The organism is Aliivibrio finisterrensis (genome assembly GCF_008933155.1).
GTDB lineage: Bacteria > Pseudomonadota > Gammaproteobacteria > Enterobacterales > Vibrionaceae > Aliivibrio > Aliivibrio finisterrensis.
In genome coordinates this window covers 53,919-77,363 of sequence record NZ_WBVP01000011.1, presented here as the reverse complement: position 1 = coordinate 77,363, position 23,445 = coordinate 53,919, and the positions used below count along the sequence as shown (strand labels likewise).

Here is a 23,445-nt window from a genome sequence, read left to right as displayed (position 1 = left end):
CTGTTCGCTTCAGGTTAAAACTCTTTTAGTATCCAATTTTTAAATTTCTTTATTACGGTAGTGAAAGATTGGTGTTTACTTGGCACATAATCTTCATCGTCATGCAATTGACTTTCTTTACCGTAATGTAAAAGTCCTACTGCTGTTGCTTGATAAGGTTCTTTTACATAATCAGTTAGGCCCGTAACCTCTAAAGGTTGACCTATCCTAATCTGAGTCTGGAAAACACGCTCAGCGCAATCTACCAAACCTTCAATCTGTGACCCACCACCAGTTAATACGATACCAGCAGCAAGGTGATGCTTTGTTCCTTCAGCGCGTAATTTATCTTGAATTGCAAGAATACGCTGGTTTACAAGGCCTAGCAGTTCAGAATACCTCGGTTCGATAACTTCCGCTAGCATTCTTCGCTGTAAACTTCTTGATGGTCGACCACCAACACTTGGAACATTGACCGTTTCATCACGATTAATGTGTTCACTTATAGCACAACCGTATTTAACTTTTAATTTTTCAGCATCGTTAAAGGGCGTACCAAAAGCATAAGCAATATCACTGGTTACTGCATTGCCCGCATAAGGAAGCACCTCAGCATGACGTAATGAACCATCAGTCCAAATGGCGATATCCATCGTCCCGGCGCCAATATCGACAACACAAACTCCAAGATCACGCTCATCTTCGGTAATAACGGCATTACTTGATGCTAATCCTGAGAATATAACATGCTCAACTTTCAAGCCACAGCGCTCTACTGCTTTTACGATGTTACGCGCCATATCATTATGGCATGTAATAAGGTGAACACTTACTTCCATTCTCATTCCCGATAATCCAATAGGATTTCGAATGCCTTTTTGCACATCAATGGAGAACTCTTGAGGTATAACATGCAAGGTGCGTTGTTCATCACCAATCTTTACTGATTTTGCTGTATGAATAACACTGTCCATGTCATCTTGGGTTACTTCTTCTTCAGAAATAGACCCCATTCCTTTCTCTATTTGGCTAGCTATATGCTTACCAGATAAAGAAATAAACACGGAGGTAATGGTACATTCAGCCATCAATTCGGCTTGATCAATCGCTCTTTGAACCGATTTGACTACCGATTCAAGATCGTTCACACCACCTTTATCCATTCCTCTTGAGGGACATGAACCAGAGCCAATAACGCTCACTTGGCCATCAGGTAAAACTTCACCAACTAACGCTGATACTTTGTTTGTACCGATATCTAAACCAACAATAATACTGCCTTCTGGCGTTTTACTCATGTCAATTCTCTTCTTTAATCTTCAACATCATCAGGCTTCCACCCAACGGCGGCACCTGTATCGTAACGAAGATCTATATAATCTATCGAATTCTTTTTATTTGTTAATTGCTTATATAGAGCAACAAAACGATTGACTCTTTCTTCTCTGGCATCACGGCCAAGCTCTAGTCGTATGCCATTATCTAAAACAACTTGCCAAGACAATCTGTCTGTCAATGCGACGCTACGAACCGTAATATTTAACGGAGCAAATTGCTTTTGTAACTGATGCCAAAAGGCAAGTACTTCTTTACTGCTCGTTTCTGGTCCAAATAAAGCAGGTTTTGGCTCTAGTAAATCGCTCATTGGCGCATGAAATACAACACCTTCAGGATTAACAATAACGCTGTTATTCCAAGTTGCTTCAGGTTGGTGCTCAACAACGAACACTTTGATCGTTTCAGGCCACTGCTTACGAACAGAAACTTGGGAGATCCAAGGCAAAGACAATAAGGCATCTTGCAATTTATTCACATCTTGGGTCATAAACGTCCCAATAGAATCCATTGAATCAATAGCTTCTCGAATATCATCTGCCGTAATGTGTTTTAATTGACCTTTAATAATCATATGAGATAAAGGCAATCTGTCTTCATCTGTCATCCAACTCACGGTTGAGATAACAAGCCATAATGAAATAATTACGACTAAAGAAAGAAAGAGCCCACCAGGAAGGTGTTTTCTTAATTTTTCTTTATCAAATGAAGTCTTCATTTTGACCGTCTTAATCATATTCTTTCACAACAGAGCCAATATATAACGTCATCTACAATAAACTAAACCAAGTTATTATACTTTAATGGTGATAAAACAAAGTTCATCTAATAAGTATAGGACTCAAAAGCCCTTTATCCCAACGCCTAATAGGATATTATTAATACAATAAGGATTCTATCTCATTATTCGTATTTTTATTAGAAGTTCTAACTAATTAAACAATAATCACCCAAACTCACGCATAGTTTCAATATTTAATTTCATTGAAGCTAATTGCTTTGCTAACTTACCGACATCTCCAGCACCTTGAGTAAGCACGAGATCACCTTCTTGGATCACATTTGCCAACACTGGAGGTAGTGCATCAATATTTGGTACAAAGATAGGATCAATTTTTCCTCGACCACGAATGGTTCGACATAATGCTCTTCCATCTGCCCCTGCGATTGGGGTTTCACCAGCAGAATACACATCAAGCATGATTAATACGTCAACATTATCCAATACATTGGCAAAATCATCATATAAATCACGAGTTCGGCTATAACGATGCGGTTGAAAAATCATAACAAGGCGCTTTTCAGCCCAGCCAGCCCGTGCTGCTTTAATGGTTACATCAACCTCTGTCGGATGGTGACCATAATCATCCACTAACATTGCCGAGCCATTACCTGTTTCAAACTCCCCAAGTTGGTCAAAACGACGCCCTGCACCTTCGAAGTTTAAAAGTGCAGATAGAATCGCTTCATCTTCTACTTCTTCTTCTGTTGCTACGGCAATAGCTGCGGTTGCATTCAACGCATTATGCTTACCTGGAATATTTAAAATAATATCTAAATCAGTGCGATCTTTTCTCTGTACCGTAAAGAAGCTCTGCTGACCGACTTGGCGATAATTAATTAAACGCACATCAGCATCTTCTGAAAAGCCATAGGTAATCACTTGACGACTGACTCGTGGTAATAACTCTCTAACCACATTATCGTCAATGCACATTACCGCTTGACCATAGAATGGTAAGTTATGAAGAAAATCAATAAACGTTTGTTTTAATACTTCAAAGTCACCACCATAAGTATCCATGTGGTCAGCTTCAATATTGGTAACAATACTTACCATAGGTTGTAAGTGTAAGAATGACGCGTCACTCTCATCCGCTTCTGCAATTAAAAATCGACTAGAACCTAAGCGTGCATTTGTACCTGCATTTTTCACCAAGCCACCATTGACAAAAGTTGGATCTAACCCCGCTTCTGAATAAATCTGCGTGGTTAATGCTGTTGTTGTCGTTTTTCCGTGTGTACCTGCAACCGCAATACCGTGACGGTAGCGCATGAGTTCAGCTAACATTTCAGCACGACGGATAACAGGGATACGATGTTCTTTTGCTGCAACAATTTCTGGATTCGTTGGCTCAATTGCAGTAGATACAACCACTACACTGGCTTTTTCTACATTACTTGCTTGATGTCCAAAAAAGATCGTCGCGCCTTTTTGAGCTAGACGAACCGTAACTGTATTCTCGGCCATATCTGAACCGCTAATATTATAGCCTTCGTTTAGAAGTACTTCAGCAATACCACTCATGCCCGCACCGCCAATACCGACAAAGTGAATGCATTCAACTCGGCGCATTTCAGGGATCATGGTTCTAATTTCAGCTAATTGCAGTTTCTGATCTTTTATCATTCTAAATCTCAATTCTTTTTATTTTGCGAGGTCTTTAATCGCGTTGGCAACACGTACATCGGCGTCAATAATCGCAGCCTTACGTGCATTACATGCCATTTCTACTAATTCTTTTCGTTCTAAACCATTCAGTGTATCAACCAAACCTTGAACTGTTAAATCTTGTTGTTCAATCATTTGCGCTGCGCCACACTGTACGAGATGATCTGCGTTTAATGCTTGTTGGCGATCTTTATGCATAAAAGGAATAAATACAGAACCAACCCCAGCTGCCGAAACTTCAGATACCGTTAATGCCCCCGAACGACAAACTAATACATCAGCCCATGCGTAAGCTGCTGCTACATCATCAATGAACTCCGTCACTTTAGCATCTGCAATACCGCTATCCTTATAAGCTTGATTTACCGTTTCTTGATTACCTTTACCTGCTTGATGCCAAATTTCAATAGCATGATTTAGCTGGGGTAACGCTTCTGGTAAGGTTGTATTTAGAATGCGAGCACCTTGACTACCCCCCATCACTAACAAACGAATAGGGCCAGATCGCTCTGCAAATCTTTCTTTTGGGTGAGGCAATTGGCACACATCTTCACGTACAGGATTTCCGACGATCTCAGCATTTGGGAATGCTCCTGGAAACGCCTGAAAAACCCGTTTTGCAATTTTAGATAACCATTGATTGGTTAATCCTGCAACGGCATTTTGTTCATGCAATACCACTGGAATGCCAGATAGCCATGCGGCAATACCACCGGGCCCACTTACATAGCCACCCATGCCAAGAACAACATCAGGCTGCCACGCTTTAATGTGTTTTTTTGCTTGAGAAACTGCACCTAAAATCTGAAAAGGCGCGGCAAGCAATTTTTTTATGCCTTGCCCACGCAACCCTTTTACTTTAATAAAGTCGATGTCAATACCATGTTTTGGTACTAAATCCGCCTCCATTCTGTCTTCTGTTCCTAGCCAACGAATTTCCCAACCTTCACTTTGAAGTTGCTTCGCTACGGCTAAACCAGGAAACACGTGCCCACCAGTACCACCAGCCATCACTAATAAACGTTTATTTTTGTTCTTCATTTTCGCTCCGTGGAGGCTCGTTTTCTAAAAAGACCCGACATTCATGATCAATTCGAATAAGCAGTGAAACCGCTATCGACATAATAATTAAACTGGAACCACCATAACTGATAAGTGGCAACGTTAACCCTTTGGTTGGAACGATACCCGCCGCTGCACCTACGTTTACCAAAGTCTGGAAAGCAAACCAAATACCAATACCAAAAGCTAAGAACCCACCAAAACGCTGGTCATGCTGCAAGCATTTACGTCCAATAAGTAACGCTTTTAGTACTAACGCAAAAATTAATACTAAAACAAGAGTAACACCTACAAACCCTAATTCTTCTGCAATAACCGCAAAAACAAAGTCAGTATGCGCTTCTGGTAAGTATTCTAGTTTCTGAATTGAGTTACCTAGACCTTCACCAAACCAACTTCCTCGACCAAAAGCCATCAGCGATTGAGTAAGTTGATAACCACTACCAAATGGATCTTGCCATGGGTCTAAAAAAGAGGTGACACGACGCATACGATAAGGTTCTGCAATGATCAGAACAATCACTAACGAAATGCCACTCATTACTAGTGCGATAAATTGCCATAACTTAGCTCCGGCAATAAATAACATACCGATAGTGGTTACAAACATTACAATGGTTGTTCCTAAATCAGGTTGCAGTAGTAAGAAAAAAGCAAGACCAATAAGAACAACTAAAGGCTTTACAAAGCCTTTAAAACTATCACGAACTTCACCGTGACGACGTACTAAGTAGCCAGAGATAAAGACAAATAAAGAAAGCTTTGCAACCTCAGCGGGTTGTAAGTTAAAAATGCCTAAAGGTAGCCAACGAGCGGCACCATTTACAGATTTACCCACCACTAAAACAGCAGCTAATAATATAAAAGAGAGCAACAATAAATAGCTGCTGTATTTTAACCAAGTATCCAATTTAATACGTAATACAACCGATGAGGCGCCAAGCGCTAAACATACAAATAGCATATGTCGCATCATGAAATGAAATGGCTGATCCGTTAAACGAGTACTAATAGGAAAAGAGGCTGAACCCACCATTACCAATCCAGTAAGCATCAAACCAAGTGCAATCCAAACCAACTGACGATCAAACATGACTTTAGGTGATGGCGTTAAACACCAGTCTTGAACTGGAGATACCCATTGTTTAATACGATCAATTATCAAAATTAACTCTCAGCTGAATACTGTTTTGCTAGCTTAGTGAAAGCATCACCTCTAGCCATGAAATTTGCGTACTGATCAAAACTTGCACACGCAGGAGAAAGCATCACCATATCGCCTGCATTTAGTGTTGGAAAAAGGAATGCTAATGCTTCATCCATAGTTTGGAATAAGCCAGAGCGTGGATCTAATGGAATAAATTGGGGACCATCTTCTCCAAAACAATACATCATTAAATCAAGCGCTTTTAATGCAGGAGAGAGATCTGAAAAATCAGCACCTTTACCAACACCACCAACCAATAGGTGCAGCTTTCCATCGATGTTTAAACCAGATAATGCGGCTAACGTACTTGCCACATTGGTCGCCTTTGAATCATTAACCCAGCGAATACCGCCATTATCAGCGACAACCTGACATCTATGTGTCAATCCATTGTAAGTTCTTAATGTATCGAGTGTAGATTTAATATTTATGCCCACGGCATCAAGTAAAGCAATAGCGACTAAGGCGTTTGCTATGTTGTGTTTTCCAACTAACCCTAATTCACTCGCTGCAATAATTGGCGCTGAGTCTTTCGCTAAATACTCGATACCCTCTTTTTCAATGCAGCCATAATCACCTTGATCAAACCCAAAACTTTTTACTGTTTTTTCAACATCAGGGTAAGTTTGTTTATCGTCACGATTAACAATACCTACATCAGCGTGATCAAAGATACGCAGCTTAGCTTGACGATAATCAGCCATGCCTTGATAGCGATCCATGTGATCTTCAGATAAGTTCAAAAATGCAGCCGCTTTCAGTTTTAATGTAGAGGTTGTTTCAAGTTGGAAGCTCGAAAGTTCAAGAACATAAAGCTCAGCATCTTGCTCTAGTAAATCAAGTGCCGCAAAGCCTATATTTCCCCCAACAGCGGTTTTCACTCCTGCTGCTTTTGCCATTTCTCCGGTGAGATCGGTCACCGTACTTTTACCATTAGAACCAGTAATCGCAATAACAGGAGCATTCACCGCCCAAGCAAATAACTCGATGTCACCAACAATTTGAATCCCTTTATCCATTGCAGGCTTTAGTTGAGGTGACGCTAAGGCGATTCCAGGATTAGTAACAATCAGATCAGCATTAATCAGCCAATCTTGTTGCCACCCTCCTGAATGCAGTTCTACATTTTTAGGCAATTGGTCATGGCCTGGTGGTGTATCACGAGTATCAATCACTTTAATTGTTAACGCTTCAGGCTGTCTCAGTAAGTGCTTAACAACAGACAAACCTGTCATGCCTAAGCCAACCACTACAACATTTTTTACACCATCAAAACCACTCATATTAACGTACCTTCAATGTCGCTAATGCAATAAGAACCAATAACATAGAAATAATCCAGAAACGCACAATAACGCGAGGCTCTGGCCAACCTTTTAATTCGTAATGGTGATGGATTGGTGCCATACGGAAGATACGCTGACCACGTAGTTTATATGAACCTACTTGAAGGATTACCGATAAGGTTTCAACAACGAATACACCACCCATGATAACCAATAGAAACTCTTGACGAACTAACACCGCAATCGTACCTAATGCACCACCAAGCGCTAACGAACCTACATCGCCCATAAATACTTGTGCTGGGTAGGTGTTAAACCATAAAAAACCAAAACCTGCACCAACGATTGCTGCACAAACGACAACCAATTCACTTGCTTGTGGGATGTGTGGAATATGTAAGTAATTCGCAAACTGTACATTACCAGTAGCCCATGCAATAAAGGCAAAACCAGCAGCAACGAATACCGTAGGCATGATAGCTAAACCATCAAGACCATCGGTTAAGTTCACCGCATTACTTGTGCCCACAATAACAAAATAAGTAAGAAGGATATAAGTAAGGCCAAGTTGAGGCATTATTTCTTTAAAGAAAGGAACTACTAACTGTGTTGCAGCCGTATCTTTACCATAAGCATATAAAGCAAAAGCGACCACTAACGCAATTGCTGATTGCCAAAAGTACTTCCAACGAGCAATCAAACCATCGGTGTTTTTACGGACAACTTTACGGTAGTCATCAACAAAACCAACGGCGCCATAGCCTAACAATACAAACATCACTGCCCATACATAAGGGTTTGTCAGATCTGCCCACAAAAACACGGTCACCGTAATCGCAGTAAGAATCATGATACCGCCCATGGTTGGTGTACCACGTTTACTGAAATGCGATTCAGGACCGTCATCACGTACAACTTGACCGATTTGTAGGTTCTGTAACCATTTAATTAATTTCGGCCCCATCCAAAGAGAAATGGTTAATGCTGTGATAATACTTAAAATGGCTCTAAAGCTTAAATATTCAAATAGGCGGAAAAATGGAAAATATTGCTCTAGAAAATTGGATAACCAAATAATCATTATTGACACTCCTTAAGAGCAGAAACCACTTCGCTCATGCGTGAACTGTTGGCACCTTTAACTAGCACGGTAACCTCATTATGTTTAATAGATTGTAATTCTTTAAGTAAGTAGGCGTTCAAATCAGAACGCGTTTCAAAATGGCGGCCATTACATAGCTCACTGATCACTTTTGTGTCATCACCAAATGTCACTACTTGCTCAAATTGATATGGGGCAGCATATTCCCCAACTTCACGATGAAGTGCAAGGCTTTCTTCACCTAGCTCTGCCATATTACCTAAAACAAGCCAACGTTGGCCTTCGAACCCACCCAGTAAATCCACTGCTGCTTTCATCGCAGGAACACTGGCATTGTAAGTATCATCAATAACCTTCAAACCAGAGCCTAACGTTTCAACGGCAACACGTCCTTTTACGCTACCCAACTGTTGTAGCCCTTGTTGAATATCATCTAGTGACACGTTAGCTTGAATAGCTAAAGCCGCAGCAGCAACTGCATTGACTACATTATGCTTGCCAATAATGCCTAAAGAAACCTGAGTACTTCCTTGAGGTGTATTGATTTGAAAGCTTGGTTCACCCATGCCATTTATTTCAATATTTGAAGCATAAAAATCGGCACTAGAGTTACTCATAGCAAAACTAACGACTTGTTTACCTTCAAATAGCGAAGACCATTTTGGTAGGCCATTGCTATCTAAATTATAAATAGCGGTTCCGTTTTCTTGTAGCCCTTCAAAAATCTCACCCTTTGCTTTCGCTACCCCTTCAATTGAACCAAACCCTTCTAAATGCGCTGCCGCGATATTATTAACCAGAGCAACATTGGGTTGAGCTAATTGAGTTGTGTATGAGATTTCATTTTGATGATTTGCACCCAATTCGATAACGGCAAAATCATTACTTGGTTGAGAGCGTAATAACGTTAACGGAACGCCGATCTCATTATTAAAGTTTCCAGCGGTTGCCAACACCTCACCAGTGCGAGTCAAAATAGAAGCGAGCATCTCTTTTACTGTGGTTTTGCCACAACTGCCTGTTAAGGCAAGCGTAAAAGTATGACAAACCTGATGTACGTGTTTCGCCATTAAGCCTAGCGCTTTTTGCGTATTAGAAACAATCACCTGAGGAAGTGTTGTGTCGACTTCTTTTGATACAAGAAGAGCTATTGCACCTTGCCCTTGAGCGACAGGAATAAAATCATGAGCATCAAAGCGTTCACCGATAAGAGCAACAAAAAGCCCTTGAGCCTCAATATGTCGGCTGTCTGTTGATACTGATGATATTTGACAATCCGTCCCAACTAAACGTCCATCACACGCTTTTGCTATTTCACTTAGTAACATCGTTATCATGCTTGTAACCCTAATAATTTTTGTGCCGTTTCACGATCCGAGTAATGAACGGTCTTATCGGCTAACACCTGATAATCTTCGTGCCCTTTACCTGCTAGTAAAATGATATCGCTTTCATTCGCTTGAGATAATGCGAACTGACAGGCTTTAAAACGGTCATGAATAACATGTGCTGATTCTGGTGTTTTTAACCCTGCTAACATGTCATTAGTAATTACACTTGGATCTTCTGAACGAGGGTTATCATCACTAAGAATGACCACATCCGCTTGTTGCTCAGCAATACTTGCCATCATTGGTCGTTTACCCGTATCTCTATCGCCACCACAGCCAAAAATACACCACAACTTACCTTCGCAGTGAACACGTAATGCTTGTAATGCCTTATCTAAAGCATCAGGTGTATGCGCGTAATCCACTACGACTTTAGCTTTATTATCAGCAGTAAACAGTTCCATTCTGCCAATAACCGCATTCAACTGAGGTGCAGTTTGAGCTAAAGCTTGGATGTCATAACCTAGAGAAAGAAGTGTTGCGAAAGCAACGAGAATATTGCTTGCGTTAAATGCCCCAATTAAAGGCACTGAAAAAGCAACATTTCCCCAATCTGAAGAAACGGAAAGTTGAATGCCTTCGGTTGAATAAACAACCGATGTCGCAAATACCTTCTTACCGGAATGAAAAGAGATATTTTCTTCATTTAAAGAAACAGCGACGGCATGAGGCATCTCTTTTAACCATTGGCAGCCCACTTGATCATCCGCATTGATGATTGAGTGTTTTGGCCTATGAGAAGTAAATAATAACTTTTTAGCTTCAGCATAATTTGCCATATCACCATGGTAATCAAGATGGTCACGGCTTAAGTTCGTAAATACGGCGGCATCAAAAGATAACGCATTAACACGCCCTTGAACTAAACCATGAGACGACACTTCTAATGCCGTCAGTTTAGCTCCGATATTTTCAAGCTCAGCCAGTGTTTGTTGGATTTCAATTGGACTACCCGTTGTATTCAAGGCAGGTTTAAGGTCCGACAATAAACCATTACCCGTAGTCCCCATCACAGCAGCTGGTCGATTTAATAAAGTCGTCCATTGCGCAATGATCTGAGAAATCGTCGTTTTACCATTAGTACCAGTAATACCGACGAGTTGCATGCTTCTCTTATTCGCTTGATAAAAAGCTCCTGCAATCGCACTTAACTTCGTATAAAGAGAATCAATATAAACAACAACAGCGTTATCAATAACCTTTACTGTACCAGTAATATTCTCTTCATCAGCGTCAGCAATAACCGCAACAGCACCTTGTTCAATTGCTGATGAAATAAATTGGCGACCATCCACTGAATGGCCTTTAATTGCTACAAATAAACAGCCAGGAGATACTTGGCGACTGTCCAATGTCATAGATGAAATTGCCACAGATTGATTTAACTCGCACCACGGCAACAGTAATTCAGATAACTGCATCATCACTTTCCTAATTCAATACATCGATATGTTTTACGGTACTTTCATCTGGCGCTACATTTAAAATTTGTAGTGCATCTTTCATTACTTGACCAAAGATCGGTGCCGCAACTTGACCAGCATAATACTCATCACCTTGCGGTTGGTTTACGATAGTGACGAGTGCGATTCGAGGGTTGCTTACTGGTGCTACACCCGCTGTCACCGTCATGTATTCATCACTGTAACCACCACGAACCGCTTTTCGTGAAGTACCTGTTTTTGCTGCAACTCGATATCCAGGAACCGCTGCTCTTGTTGCTGTGCCTCCTGGTTGAGTTACGGTTTCCATCATCTCTAATACGGCTTTCGCATGTTGACGGTTAACCACTTGCTTACCCGGAGTTGGACCGGTTGTTTTCAAAATTGAAAGCGGTCTATATTCACCATAAGCCCCTAATGTTGCATAGGCGTGTGCTAACTGAATTGGCGTAACAGAAAGACCATAGCCAAACGCTAGCGTCGCAATTTCAAAATCAGACCAACGACGACGATCAGGGAAAATACCCGTTGCCTCTCCAATTAGGTTTAAGCCTGATGGATCAGCAAGACCAACCGCCGCATACTCTGCTAATAATTCTTGTAATGGCATTCCCAACGCTAAATGCGCAACACCGATGTTACTGGATTTCTTCAAAATAGTGGTTAAATCCGCTTTACCCACTTTCGAGCTATCACGAACACGGCTGCCGCCAATACGCATGATGCCATTGCCGGTATCAATGACCGTATCTAAGTTCGCTGTTCCACCATCTAAAGCGGCTAATACTACAAAAGGTTTTACCGTTGAACCTGGCTCTAACGTATCGGTAATAACACGGTTACGCATTCTAAAGCTTTGTAACTGTTCACGATTATTCGGGTTGTAAGATGGTGCATTTACCATTGCAAGTACTTCACCCGTCTTAATATCGATCATAACAACTGAGCCAGACATTGCTCTAAAATCAGATACCGCTTGTTTAATTGCGCGATAAGCTATCGCTTGTAAACGCTGATCGATACTTAGGGTTAATGGTTTACCTTCTTGCTTCTCTTGTAGAGAAATATTTTCAACCACGCGACCATAACGGTCTTTACGTACGGTTCTACGACCTGGTTCTCCCGTTAACCAGCCATCATAACTGCGCTCTACCCCTTCCAAACCATGGCTATCAATACCTGTTACACCAATAACATGCGCACTGATCTCACCACTTGGGTAATAACGACGTGATTCTGCTTTTAAGCCGATACCCGCTAATTTTAATTTACGAATATAAGCCGCAACCGCTGGAGATATTTGACGTTGAAGATAAATAAAACGACGTTTTTTGTTCTTCTCTATCTTAGATAATAATTCTTTTCGTTTTAACCCTAAGACATCAGCAAGCGCATACCAACGCTCTACTTCAACTAAACCACCAGCTTTATAAATTGCGACAGGATCAGCCCAAACCGCATCAACAGGAACACTTACAGCAAGCTGTTCATCATTACGATCTGAAATGATGCCACGAGCAGAAGGAAGGGCTTTAACACGAATAGAACGCATATCCCCTTGCTTAATAAGGTTATCTGGCTCAATCACTTGAATATAAGCTGCGCGGGCAATTAAGATTGCTAAAGCAAGAAAAACAAAGAAAACAATAACGCCAAAGCGCCACTGAATAAGAGTCGGCGGCGCTTTGGTTATACGTTTATTATTTTTTTTTCTATTTGGTAATTTCATCGTAGTTTTATTATGACTTCTTTATCTGGCGCAGGGCGTTCCATATTCAGCTCCTCTACAGAGCGAGACTGAACTCGACTGTGCTCTGCAAGTGCACTTTCTTCTAAAATCAAATTACGCCATTCACCATCTAAAATATCTTTTTCAAGCAGTAAATTCTCTCTTTGCACTGCCATTTGACGGGTATTATGTGTTGCTAATACAACGCCTATCGCACTAATAAATATAAAGATTAATAGAATTACATGAAGACGACCTACACCCAAAAGGTCTAGGCCAATCATCTTTGTTAAGCTAGATTGTGGAGGAGTTGATTGACTCATAAACGCTCAGCAATACGTAATACAGAGCTGCGAGAGCGAACATTTACATCCACTTCGCTTTTCGTTGGTTTAATCGCTTTACCAACAGCCTTCATTTTCGCACTACCTAATGCTTTAATTTGATCTTCAGTTAGTGGCAAACCATGAGGCACTTGAGGACCTTTACTCTCTTTACGAATAAAATGCTTCACCATACGATCTTCAAGAGAGTGGAAACTGATCACCGATAAGCGTCCTTCTGGAGCAAGTACGTCTAACGCCCCTTTTAACGCAGTATCAATCTCATCCAATTCACTATTGATGTAAATTCGGAACGCTTGGAATGTACGTGTTGCTGGGTGTTTTTTCTCTTTGAAACTCTTAGGCGCAACCTCTGAGATCAATTTAGCCAATTGGCTCGTGCGTGTTAATGGTTCATTTTCTTGGTTTTCACGATAAGCAACGATGCCTTTAGCAATGCGCCATGCATGCTTGTCTTCGCCAAACTCACGGATAACCCATGTAATATCTTCAACATCAGCATCCAATAACCATTCAGATACTGGCATACCTGAGGTCGGATCCATTCGCATATCTAAAGGGCCATCTTTCATAAAACTGAAGCCACGATCGGCGTCATCTAATTGCGGTGATGACACCCCTAAATCCAACAATACACCATCAATTTTCCCAACAAGATCAAGCTCTTCAACATACTGTTTCAGGCCGGAGAAAGGTCCATGAATAATAGTAAACTTTGGATCTGTAATGGTTTTTGCTTCTGCGATTGCTTGAGGATCACGGTCAATACTGTACAAGCGGCCATTCTCACCCAGTTTTGATAAGATTTGACGGCTATGGCCTCCACGACCAAACGTACCATCGATATAGATACCATCAGGCTTGATAGCTAAGCCATCAATTGATTCATGAAGAAGAACGGATACGTGTTGGAATTGTTCAGACATAGTGAGTATTTACTACCGTGATTATGGAATAAGCGACTGAATTTTAGTTAGAAGTGTAAACTAAAAATACAGGGACGTGTGTCAAATTAGTGATAATTCTAAACCAATGTTGCAGAAAGCACAAAGCCCACCATAACACTACCGAAATAGTACTATGGTGGGCTAAGTTAGGAGCCGACATATAAGCCGGGTTCTGTCCCGCTTGCGCGGTGGTAACCATTCGTCTAGGCCTGCAATCGCTCACAGGCTCAAGCAATCTACCCGCCCCCAAACACGAGCAATGCTATGTGAGGGCCTATTTGATCTTGCTCCGGGTGGAGTTTACCTTGCAACGCACTATTACTAGACGCCCGGTGCGCTCTTACCGCACCCTTTCACCCTTACCTGTGCTTACTTCCTATCCCGAAGAATAAAGAAGATTAAGCCATCGGCGGTTTTCTCTCTGCTGCACTTGTCGTAGGCTTGCGCCCCCCAGGCGTTACCTGGCACCCTGCTCTATGGAGCCCGGACTTTCCTCCCCTCCACCAGTCTCCCGAAGGACATCAATGAAGCAGCGATTACCGAGTCAGCTCCTGAGGCGAATGATATAAGAGTCAGTAATAACTTACCACCCCTTTTTCACAATTCTCTTAATCTAAATGCTCTAAACCCCATTTATACAGTGCATTTTTCTTCACACCGTGAATTTCAGCGGCCATTGCTGCTGCTTTTTTAAGCGGAAGTTCTTTTACCAGAATAGACACTGAACGTGTTGCCTCAAATGGCAATTCATCTTTAACTTCACTTCTGAAGCCATGGATCAATAAAACCATCTCTCCACGCTTACGGTTATCGTCTTCTTTTATCCATTCAATTAGCTCACCTAATGGCGCGCCATAAATAGTTTCATAGGTTTTAGTGAGCTCACGAGCTAAAACCACTTGCCTTTCTGGCCCAAGCACCATCAGCATATCTTCTAAAGAATCCATGATACGATGAGGGGATTCATAAAAAATACACGTACGCTCTGCTTGTGCTATTTCTTCAAACTTATCGCGGCGCCCTTTACTTTTCGGAGGCAAAAAACCTTCAAAACTGAAACGGTCAGAAGGTAACCCCGCCGCTGACAGTGCCGTAATCACCGCACATGCACCAGGTAATGGCACAACATTGACGTTCGCTTGACGACAACGGTTCACTAAATGGTACCCTGGATCACTAATTAACGGCGTTCCCGCATCTGAGACAAGTGCAATAGATTGACCTTGTTGTAATTTACTGATCAACAAGTCTGCTTTATGCTGTTCGTTATGATCATGTAGCGCAAATGTTTGACTAGAAATACCAAAGTGAGACAATAACTTGCCTGTATGGCGAGTATCTTCAGCGGCAATTAAGTCAACGGATTTTAGCACTTCTAAAGCACGTTGCGTTATGTCGCCTAAATTACCGATTGGGGTAGGAACAATGTACAAAGTTGCAGTCTCTACCACAGATAAATTGTGTTCTGTCATTTGTTTACTATCTCTTCTGCGATTAATATAGGGAATATAGATAGACACCACTATAATCAAAATAATATTTTAGCTGTTCGGGTGATTCGCATCCATAGTAAAAACAGCCCTTTTAAATTAGGACCAGTATATTACCCATGGCAAATATGACCCTTAGAAAGAACAGTGTAACACGCCTGATTGCTCCTGTAGCCCTTGCTCTAACATTAGCAGCTTGTTCAAGTTCACCAAAAGCACCTGAGCGTCTTGATATTACTCAAGCGCCAGTAGAAACCAGCTCCGCTTATATTTTAAAAGCCGATCAGCAACAAGGTACTCTTCAGGCTGATTTTTTAATCATGGCTTTAAAGGCATCTGTTCAAGAACAAAACTTTGCACTTGCAACTAACCTATTAATACGACTCAAAGGCTTGCAATTATCACCAACTCAAACGGCCGAAATGCAGCTTAATCATGCAAAAATGCTAAAATCACAAAATTCATTTGATGAGGCTCTGCAAGTTCTGAATTTCGAAGCTTGGTGGGAAATTGAAGACAGCCAATGGGCTGAATACTACCAATTACGTTATGAGCTTCACCTATTTAATGGTGATAACCTCAATGCAGCAAGAGAATTAATTTCCCTCAATGCCTATACACCTGAAGATCAAAAACAACAACTTTGGTCCCAAGTGTGGACAAGTATTTCTTCATTTAACAGCACAAACCTTCAAGATATTAAATTAGATGAAAGTGAAACGACTCTTCACGGTTGGGTACAATTAGCCACTTATTTAGACACTCTAAAGCATTCACCAACACGATTACAAGAAGCCTTGAATGAATGGTTGCAAGCAAATCCAACACATCCTGCTGCGACTTATACACCACAAGAAGTGCTTGATATTCTAGCTCTCGACATTGTTCGTCCTGATAACGTTGCTTTACTATTACCTCTAAGCGGTCGCTTTGGACCACAAGCAGTACGCGTTCGTGATGGCTTTATAAATGGCATGATGGAAGATAAAGAACGTGGTGAATTTACTAAATTTAAAGTAATTGATACGGGTTCTGCTTCTATGGAAGAGATCATGGCGACGTTAACTCAAGAAGATATCCAATTTGTGGTAGGCCCTCTTCTGCGTAGCAAAATTGAAGAATTCCAATCATTAAATGAAACAAATATCGCCCAATTAGCACTAAACATTCCAACAAAAGTAAACCCTGAGGAAAACAGCTGTTACTTTACGCTTTCCCCAGAACAAGAAGCAACACAAGCTGCGATTCACTTATTTGAACAAGGACATAAACACCCCTTATTTCTTGCCCCACAAGGCACAATGGGTGAGCGTTTAAGCCAAGCCTTCAGTGATAAATGGTACCAATTAACAGCTAAGAAACCATCAATTAGCTATTTTGGTCAAAAATCGCAATTACAACAAAAAGTAAACAGTGTGTTTGGTATTGAAAGTAGCCAAGCACGTATCTATCAAATGAACGCATTAGCTGAGATGGAGTTAGAGTCACAACCTCGTAGCCGTCGTGATATTGATGCGGTTTACATCGTCGCAAAAAGCAGTGAATTAGTGCTTATAAAGCCTTTCATCGATGTTGCGATTAATCCGGGGATCACACCACCTAAGCTATATGCAAGCTCACGCAGTAACAGCGGCCATCAAACTAAGCTTGTCGAGATCCAAGGCATTGAATTTAGTGACATTCCATTACTGATAAAAGAAGACCATAAATTCAAAGCGCAATACGATGAACTATGGCCCAAAAGCAGTAATGGCGAAACACGTCTCCATGCTTTAGGTATGGATGCTTATCAACTAATCGCTGAGCTGCCACAAATGAAAGCGGTCGATAATTACCACATGCAAGGAAAAACGGGTGAACTCAGTATTAACCAACAGTGTGTTATTCAACGAGAAATAAGCTGGGCTATTCATGGAGAAGAAACAGAATAAGCGCGCTAAGGGTGAATATTATGAGTTGATGGCTCAACGTTATTTAGAACAACATCAACTCATTTTCATTCAACGCAATTTCCACTCTAAAACTGGAGAGCTCGATCTCATCATGCGAGATCGAGACGCCTTCGTGTTTGTAGAAGTAAAATATCGCACCACTTCAAATTACGGTTCTGCGCAAGAAATGGTAACATGGCAGAAACAGCGCAAATTACAACGAACCGCTCTCTTTTGGCTCATGAAAAATGGGCTCTCTATTGAACATACATCTTTTAGATTTGATGTAGTTGCTATCCACTCTCAAGGTCAGGAAATCAACTGGATCAAAAATGCAATTGTTGAAGGGTAAACAATGCTAGAAAACATTAAAGAAAGCTTTACCGAAAGCATCCAAATCCAAATCGCAGCAGCGGAAGCGCTTCCTGATCACATCATGCATGCCTCTCAAGCCATGGTGGCAACCCTATTAAATGGCAACAAAATTTTATGCTGTGGTAATGGTGGGTCTGCCTCTAACGCTCAACAGTTTGCTTCGTGTTTATTAAACCGTTTTGAAACTGAACGCCCAAGCTTACCAGCAATGGCCCTAACGGCTGATACCTCAACACTGACAGCAATTGCAAATGACTACAATTATGATGAGATTTTCTCTAAACAAGTAAGAGCCCTAGGCCAACCTGGAGACATATTGCTTGCTATCTCTACGAGTGGAAACAGTCAGGATATTCTAAAAGCAATGGAAGCTGCGGTAAGCCGTGATATGACCATCATTGCGTTAACTGGCATGGATGGTGGTGTGATGGCTGGTCTATTAGGTGAATCGGATGTAGAAATTAGAATTCCATCTCATCGTGTCGCACGCATTCAAGAAGTTCACCTTTTAACCTTGCACTGTATTTGTGACTTGGTTGACCAGGTGCTTTTCCCACAGCATTCTGAGTAATTAAAGATGAAGTTAATTAAATTAAGTGCATTGCTCCTCTCTGCTGTCTTACTTCAAGGTTGTGCCGGTTTATTCATTGCAGGAGCGGCAACCACAGCTTCAGTCGTAACAGACAATAGAACAGTGAAAGAGCAATTGACGGATAAAAATATTTCGTTAGAAGTAACAGGCTTAGCCAACAAAGCTCCTTATCAATATAATATGCGAGTCAGTGCGGTAACCTATAACGGAAAAACCCTTTTAATGGGGCAAGCCAAAAACAATCAACTTAATCAAGCCTTTGAAAAACAAATTAAAAGCTTAAATGGTGTTAATACCGTTTATAATCAAATCCGTGTTCGTCCTTTATTAACCTTTACTCAAATAAATAACGATAGCTGGATAACCACAAAAGTAAAATCTTCGCTTCTCGCAAAATCAGAGTTAAATGGAATAAAGATCAGTGTCTTCACAGAAGCTCAAGAAGTCTTTCTTGTTGGGTTTGTGACTGAAGAACAGGGAAATATTGCAGCAGAAGTCGCTCGTAACATCAAAGGAGTTAAAGAGGTAATTAAAGCCTTTGAATACGGCCAAGGTAGCACTGTAGAAAAAGAATAATATCGATATAACTAATTGATAATTAATGTCATTGTTATAACTTTTGTATCAACTCACAAAAAAACCTGCAATTTATGCAGGCTTTTTAATTGAAGCTATAGTGGAAACGCTATTTAACCACTCGTAAGCTTGGGCGACCCGTTGGACGTGGTGGCTCAGGCTTATCATCAGACGATGAATCTTCTGCTGAAGTAGATACTAGATCTTCCTCAAAGATACCCTCTTCTGAGCTTAATTCGTACGCTTCTTCTGGCTCAAACATAGTTCCAGCGCCGTTTTCACGTGCATAGATAGCTTGAATCGCATAAAACGGTAAAATTAGCGAGTGAGGACGACCACCAAAGCGAGCATTAAATGTGACCGCTTCATTACCCATTTCTAAATTACCAACAGAGTGTGGTGCTACGTTTAAAACGATCTGACCATCTTGAACAAACTCTTCTGGAACTCGCACACCATTCATTGTTGCATCAACAACAAGATGTGGTGTTAACTCGTTATCTACAATCCATTCATAAAATGCACGTAACAAGTATGGGCGACGGGGCATCATTGAACTAATATCCATTAGTTCGTTAGACGCAGTTCACGCTCAACTTCAGTCAATGAAGCTAGGAATGAATCACGTTCAAATACACGGTTCATGTAGATCTTAAGTTCTTTAGCACCAGGGCCTGATAATTCAATACCCATAGATGGTAAACGCCATAATAACGGAGCTAAGTAGCAATCCACTAAGCTAAACTCATCACTCATGAAGTATGTGTATTCAGCGAAGATTGGACCTAGCATTAGAAGGTCATTACGCAGTTTTGCGCGTGCTGCTTCAGATTCTTCAAAAGATCCTTTTGCAACTTTCTCTGCTAATGAATACCAATTAGTTTCAACACGGTGCATCATTAGACGGCTGTTACCACGAGCAACAGGGTAAACAGGCATCAATGGCGGATGAGGGAAACGCTCATCTAAATATTCCATGATGATATTAGAGTTGTATAAAGCAAGCTCACGATCAACAAGTGTCGGTACAGTTTTGTAAGGGTTTAATTCTACAAGTTCTGCTGGTAAGTTGGATGGATCAACCAATTCAACTTCAACACTTACTCCTTTCTCAGCCAGTACGATGCGTACTTGGTGACTGTACATGTCAGAAGCGTCTGAAAAAAGCGTCATTACTGAGCGTTTGTTGGCAGCAACAGCCATTGAGCCCTCCGGTATTTATCTAGGAGCAAAAAGCACCGAATTTAGGTGCCTGTCAGCTATCTATTTAGTATGAAATAGTAGTGACACAAAAACAATGGAGGCTTAGCCTCCATTGCGTACAATTAACGATCTAGAATATCATGATTAGTGGACATCGCGCCAATATTCTTTCTTAAGCAAGTAAGAAACAAAAGCAAATATCACTAAAAACCCCATAACCCACCAACCTAAGCGATGACGCTCAAGTTGAACAGGGTCACCTGAATACTCTAAAAAGTTAACCAAATCAAGAACGGCTGCATCATACTCGCCAGGACTCAGCTCACCTGTGCCATCAGATTTCACGCCAATAACAACTTTACTCTCCACACCATCAATCATGGTTGTCTCATAAATCGGTGTTGTAACTCCTTGAAGTTCCTGTAGTACATGAGGCATACCAACGCTTGGGAATACCATATTATTGACACCAAATGGACGAGTTGGATCAGCATAGAATGTACGTAAGTAAGTGTATAACCAATCCGTACCACGTACACGAGCTACCAGTGTTAAGTCTGGTGGCGGCGCACCGAACCAATTCGCTGCTTGTTTTTCAGGAATCGCATTTTCCATTAAATCACCAATTTTGGCATTTGGCTCAAAAACAAGATTATCCATCATAAGATCAACGGGAATACCTAGATCTTCAGCAACACGGCCATAACGTTGATACTGAGTTGAATGACAACCAGCACAGTAGTTCATGAATAATTTCGCACCATTTTGTAGCGATGCTTGATCACTAATGTCGTTATTCGCATTATCTAGTGGAACCTTTGCACCTGCCGCTATTGCCATTGATGGCAACAAAGCGAAAAGTACTAAAATCAACTTTCTCATTTGAATATCACCCTTTCTGGCAGTGGTTTCGTCGCTTCATTTTTACTGTATACAAACAGCAGAACGAAGAACATAAAGTAAGTCAGACTGAAAATTTGTGCTAATAACGTATAAGTAGGCGTCGCAGGTAATGCACCAAGGACACCAAGAGCAATAAAGCTAACAGTAAACTGTGCAATATTCAGTAAATGCAACTTACTACGGTAACGGTATGAACGAACTTTACAACGGTCGAACCAAGGAAGAAGGAATAGCACAACAATCGATGCACCCATAGCGACAACGCCTAATAACTTATCAGGAACCGCACGCAAGATTGCATAGAATGGCGTGAAATACCAAACAGGAGCAATGTGCTCAGGAGTTTTCAATGGGTTTGCCGCTTCAAAGTTAGGCGGCTCAAGGAAGTATCCACCCATTTCAGGGTTAAAGAACAACACATAACAGAAGAAGAATAAGAAACCAGCTACGCCAATCATATCTTTTACCGTTCCGTATGGATGGAAAGGCACCGAGTCAATAATGTTATATTTGCTCGTATAGTATTCATGAAATTTAAATTGTGTTTTATGCTCACCCTTGTCATCTTTTGCTTTTGGTATTTTCAACTCAATACCATCAGGGTTATTAGAACCAACTTCATGCAGAGCGAGTACATGTAATACGACTAATAGCAATAATACAATTGGGAGAGCAATAACGTGAAGCGCAAAGAAACGGTTCAGCGTCGCACCTGAGATAACGTAATCACCACGGATCCACAATGTTAAATCATCACCAATAACAGGAATTGCTCCAAACAGTGAAATGATAACCTGAGCACCCCAGTAAGACATTTGTCCCCATGGAAGTAAGTATCCCATGAACGCTTCAGCCATTAACACTAAGAAGATTAACATACCAAATAGCCATAGCAATTCACGAGGCTTCTGGTAAGAGCCGTAAATTAAGCCACGGAACATGTGCAGGTAAATAACAACAAAAAAGGCTGACGCACCTGTAGAGTGCATATAACGAAGTAACCAACCATAATCAACATCACGCATGATGTATTCAACAGAGGCAAATGCACCCTCACCAGAAGGTACATAGTTCATGGTTAGCCAGATACCAGTCACGATCTGGTTAACTAAAACCAACATAGCTAATGAGCCAAAGAAATACCAAAAATTAAAGTTTTTTGGCATTGGGTATTCAGATAAATGCTTTTTATACGCATTCATCACTGGTAGACGTTTTTCTACCCAATCGAATAACGGTTGCATTAGGCTTCCCCTCCTTCATCAACCCCAACTAGGATACGAGTATCACTAAGGTACATGTGTTTAGGAACCACTAGGTTCAATGGCGCAGGCACCCCTTGGAATACTCGACCTGCCATATCAAATTTAGAACCATGGCACGGACAGAAGAAACCAGAGTTAACCCCTTTAACTTGTTCACTAAAACTGTCAGGTAAATAGGTTGGTGAACAGCCAAGATGAGTACAAATACCAACGGCTAAAAATATTTCAGGCTTAATCGAACGATAAGCATTTTGTGCGTATATAGGTTGCTGCTCTTCAACTGAAGATGGATCTCTAAGTTCGCCATCAATTTCAGCCAATGATTGTACAAGAGCTGCTGAACGACGGACAACCCATACTGGTTTACCTCGCCATTCAACACGAACCATCTGCCCATCCTCGAGCTTACTGATATCGACTTCAACCGGAGCACCTGCAGCTTTCGCTCTTGCACTCGGATTCCAAGATTTAATAAAAGGTACGGCCACCGCTGCTGCTCCTAAACCACCAACAACTGCAGTTGTTGCTGTTAAGAAACGGCGTCGACCATTACTCACTGGCGCATTGCTCATCCAACTTTCTCCCATGTGCTCTTTATGTAGTTTTTATTATGTCCATACATTGTCGAGCTACGGCTAACTTCAATGGTGTGATACAACAGGATTTAGATGTTATAAATTCTTAAAATAACCACAGAATTTGTTCATATATTATTACGCTGTTGTTTTTACCCATAAATGATAAAGAAAACCTTACTTTTTGACAAGACAAAGCTACTTTTTTGCAACATTTGTGAGATAGGTAGACTTTTTATGGTGAGAAGGGAGAAAAGAT

General features: G+C 41.1%; 22 protein-coding genes and 1 other RNA gene. 4 read left to right on the top strand and 19 right to left on the bottom strand.

All coding sequences use genetic code 11. From position 1 onward, the window contains the following. Nucleotides 1-14: 14 nt before the first annotated feature. The 14 genes from ftsA to rsmI all read right to left on the bottom strand — a co-directional run bounded on the left by ftsA (nt 15) and on the right by rsmI (nt 15,748). Entirely contained in the window at nt 15-1,277 is a 1,263-nt protein-coding gene (ftsA, locus tag F8B77_RS11160) for a cell division protein FtsA (RefSeq protein ID WP_151655405.1), read from the bottom strand. Nucleotides 1,278-1,291: 14 nt separating this feature from the next. Next, entirely contained in the window at nt 1,292-2,032 is a 741-nt protein-coding gene (locus F8B77_RS11155) for a cell division protein FtsQ/DivIB (RefSeq protein ID WP_244298252.1), read from the bottom strand. A 228-nt stretch (nt 2,033-2,260) separates the two neighbouring features. Next, nucleotides 2,261-3,724, bottom strand: coding sequence for a UDP-N-acetylmuramate--L-alanine ligase (murC, locus tag F8B77_RS11150; RefSeq protein WP_151655403.1), 1,464 nt, complete (start codon nt 3,722-3,724; stop codon nt 2,261-2,263). 18 nt (nt 3,725-3,742) lie between these two features. After that, entirely contained in the window at nt 3,743-4,807 is a 1,065-nt protein-coding gene (murG, locus tag F8B77_RS11145) for an undecaprenyldiphospho-muramoylpentapeptide beta-N-acetylglucosaminyltransferase (RefSeq protein ID WP_151655402.1), read from the bottom strand. Further along, complete coding sequence (ftsW, locus tag F8B77_RS11140; protein ID WP_151655401.1) at nt 4,791-5,993, bottom strand: cell division protein FtsW; 1,203 nt, start codon at nt 5,991-5,993, stop codon at nt 4,791-4,793. Before ftsW ends, murG begins: the two co-directional genes overlap by 17 nt. Nucleotides 5,994-5,995: 2 nt before the next feature. After that, a complete protein-coding gene (gene murD, locus F8B77_RS11135) occupies nt 5,996-7,318 on the bottom strand; it encodes a UDP-N-acetylmuramoyl-L-alanine--D-glutamate ligase (RefSeq protein ID WP_151655400.1) in 1,323 nt (440 codons plus the stop codon). A 1-nt stretch (nt 7,319) separates the two neighbouring features. Then, on the bottom strand, nt 7,320-8,402 hold the full coding sequence (gene mraY / locus F8B77_RS11130) for a phospho-N-acetylmuramoyl-pentapeptide-transferase (RefSeq protein WP_151655399.1): 1,083 nt from the start codon (nt 8,400-8,402) through the stop codon (nt 7,320-7,322). Beyond that, entirely contained in the window at nt 8,402-9,760 is a 1,359-nt protein-coding gene (locus F8B77_RS11125; RefSeq protein WP_151655398.1) for a UDP-N-acetylmuramoyl-tripeptide--D-alanyl-D-alanine ligase, read from the bottom strand. The genes mraY and F8B77_RS11125 overlap by 1 nt, the downstream gene beginning before the upstream one ends. Then, entirely contained in the window at nt 9,757-11,238 is a 1,482-nt protein-coding gene (gene murE / locus F8B77_RS11120) for a UDP-N-acetylmuramoyl-L-alanyl-D-glutamate--2,6-diaminopimelate ligase (RefSeq protein ID WP_151655397.1), read from the bottom strand. The genes F8B77_RS11125 and murE overlap by 4 nt, the downstream gene beginning before the upstream one ends. 7 nt (nt 11,239-11,245) lie before the next feature. After that, nucleotides 11,246-12,985, bottom strand: coding sequence for a penicillin-binding transpeptidase domain-containing protein (locus F8B77_RS11115; RefSeq protein WP_151655396.1), 1,740 nt, complete (start codon nt 12,983-12,985; stop codon nt 11,246-11,248). Then, nucleotides 12,982-13,308: a cell division protein FtsL gene (ftsL, locus tag F8B77_RS11110; RefSeq protein WP_151655395.1), complete on the bottom strand. Its 327-nt coding sequence runs from the start codon at nt 13,306-13,308 to the stop codon at nt 12,982-12,984. The genes F8B77_RS11115 and ftsL overlap by 4 nt, the downstream gene beginning before the upstream one ends. Then, a complete protein-coding gene (rsmH, locus tag F8B77_RS11105; protein WP_151655394.1) occupies nt 13,305-14,255 on the bottom strand; it encodes a 16S rRNA (cytosine(1402)-N(4))-methyltransferase RsmH in 951 nt (316 codons plus the stop codon). Before rsmH ends, ftsL begins: the two co-directional genes overlap by 4 nt. A gap of 166 nt (nt 14,256-14,421) precedes the next feature. Beyond that, nucleotides 14,422-14,828: RNase P RNA component class A (gene rnpB, locus F8B77_RS11100), an RNA gene on the bottom strand. A gap of 56 nt (nt 14,829-14,884) precedes the next feature. After that, on the bottom strand, nt 14,885-15,748 hold the full coding sequence (gene rsmI / locus F8B77_RS11095) for a 16S rRNA (cytidine(1402)-2'-O)-methyltransferase (protein WP_167512808.1): 864 nt from the start codon (nt 15,746-15,748) through the stop codon (nt 14,885-14,887). Between the two features lie 137 nt (nt 15,749-15,885). Here rsmI and F8B77_RS11090 point away from each other — a divergent pair, with 137 nt between their 5' ends. From F8B77_RS11090 to F8B77_RS11075, 4 genes are read left to right on the top strand one after another with little or no spacing between them, the layout of a single operon-like run. Further along, nucleotides 15,886-17,697, top strand: a complete 1,812-nt coding sequence (locus F8B77_RS11090; protein WP_151655392.1) for a penicillin-binding protein activator — start codon at nt 15,886-15,888, stop codon at nt 17,695-17,697. After that, on the top strand, nt 17,678-18,049 hold the full coding sequence (locus F8B77_RS11085; RefSeq protein ID WP_151655391.1) for a YraN family protein: 372 nt from the start codon (nt 17,678-17,680) through the stop codon (nt 18,047-18,049). Before F8B77_RS11090 ends, F8B77_RS11085 begins: the two co-directional genes overlap by 20 nt. Nucleotides 18,050-18,052: 3 nt before the next feature. Continuing rightward, nucleotides 18,053-18,643 carry a phosphoheptose isomerase gene (locus tag F8B77_RS11080; RefSeq protein WP_130043960.1) on the top strand — a complete coding sequence of 197 codons (591 nt, stop codon included), beginning with the start codon at nt 18,053-18,055 and terminating at the stop codon, nt 18,641-18,643. A 6-nt stretch (nt 18,644-18,649) separates the two neighbouring features. Continuing rightward, on the top strand, nt 18,650-19,240 hold the full coding sequence (locus F8B77_RS11075) for a BON domain-containing protein (RefSeq protein ID WP_151655390.1): 591 nt from the start codon (nt 18,650-18,652) through the stop codon (nt 19,238-19,240). 109 nt (nt 19,241-19,349) lie between these two features. On the opposite strand, the gene sspB is transcribed toward F8B77_RS11075, so the two are convergent. The 5 genes from sspB to petA form a co-directional block, all read right to left on the bottom strand. Further along, nucleotides 19,350-19,808 (bottom strand): ClpXP protease specificity-enhancing factor, encoded by a 459-nt coding sequence (gene sspB / locus F8B77_RS11070; RefSeq protein WP_151655389.1) that lies wholly within the window; start codon nt 19,806-19,808, stop codon nt 19,350-19,352. After that, nucleotides 19,808-20,443 (bottom strand): stringent starvation protein SspA, encoded by a 636-nt coding sequence (sspA, locus tag F8B77_RS11065; RefSeq protein WP_151655388.1) that lies wholly within the window; start codon nt 20,441-20,443, stop codon nt 19,808-19,810. Before sspA ends, sspB begins: the two co-directional genes overlap by 1 nt. 144 nt (nt 20,444-20,587) lie before the next feature. Beyond that, on the bottom strand, nt 20,588-21,325 hold the full coding sequence (locus F8B77_RS11060; RefSeq protein WP_151655387.1) for a cytochrome c1: 738 nt from the start codon (nt 21,323-21,325) through the stop codon (nt 20,588-20,590). Then, a complete protein-coding gene (locus F8B77_RS11055; protein ID WP_151655386.1) occupies nt 21,322-22,590 on the bottom strand; it encodes a cytochrome b in 1,269 nt (422 codons plus the stop codon). Before F8B77_RS11055 ends, F8B77_RS11060 begins: the two co-directional genes overlap by 4 nt. Then, complete coding sequence (gene petA, locus F8B77_RS11050; RefSeq protein ID WP_151655385.1) at nt 22,590-23,183, bottom strand: ubiquinol-cytochrome c reductase iron-sulfur subunit; 594 nt, start codon at nt 23,181-23,183, stop codon at nt 22,590-22,592. Before petA ends, F8B77_RS11055 begins: the two co-directional genes overlap by 1 nt. Nucleotides 23,184-23,445: the final 262 nt, after the last annotated feature.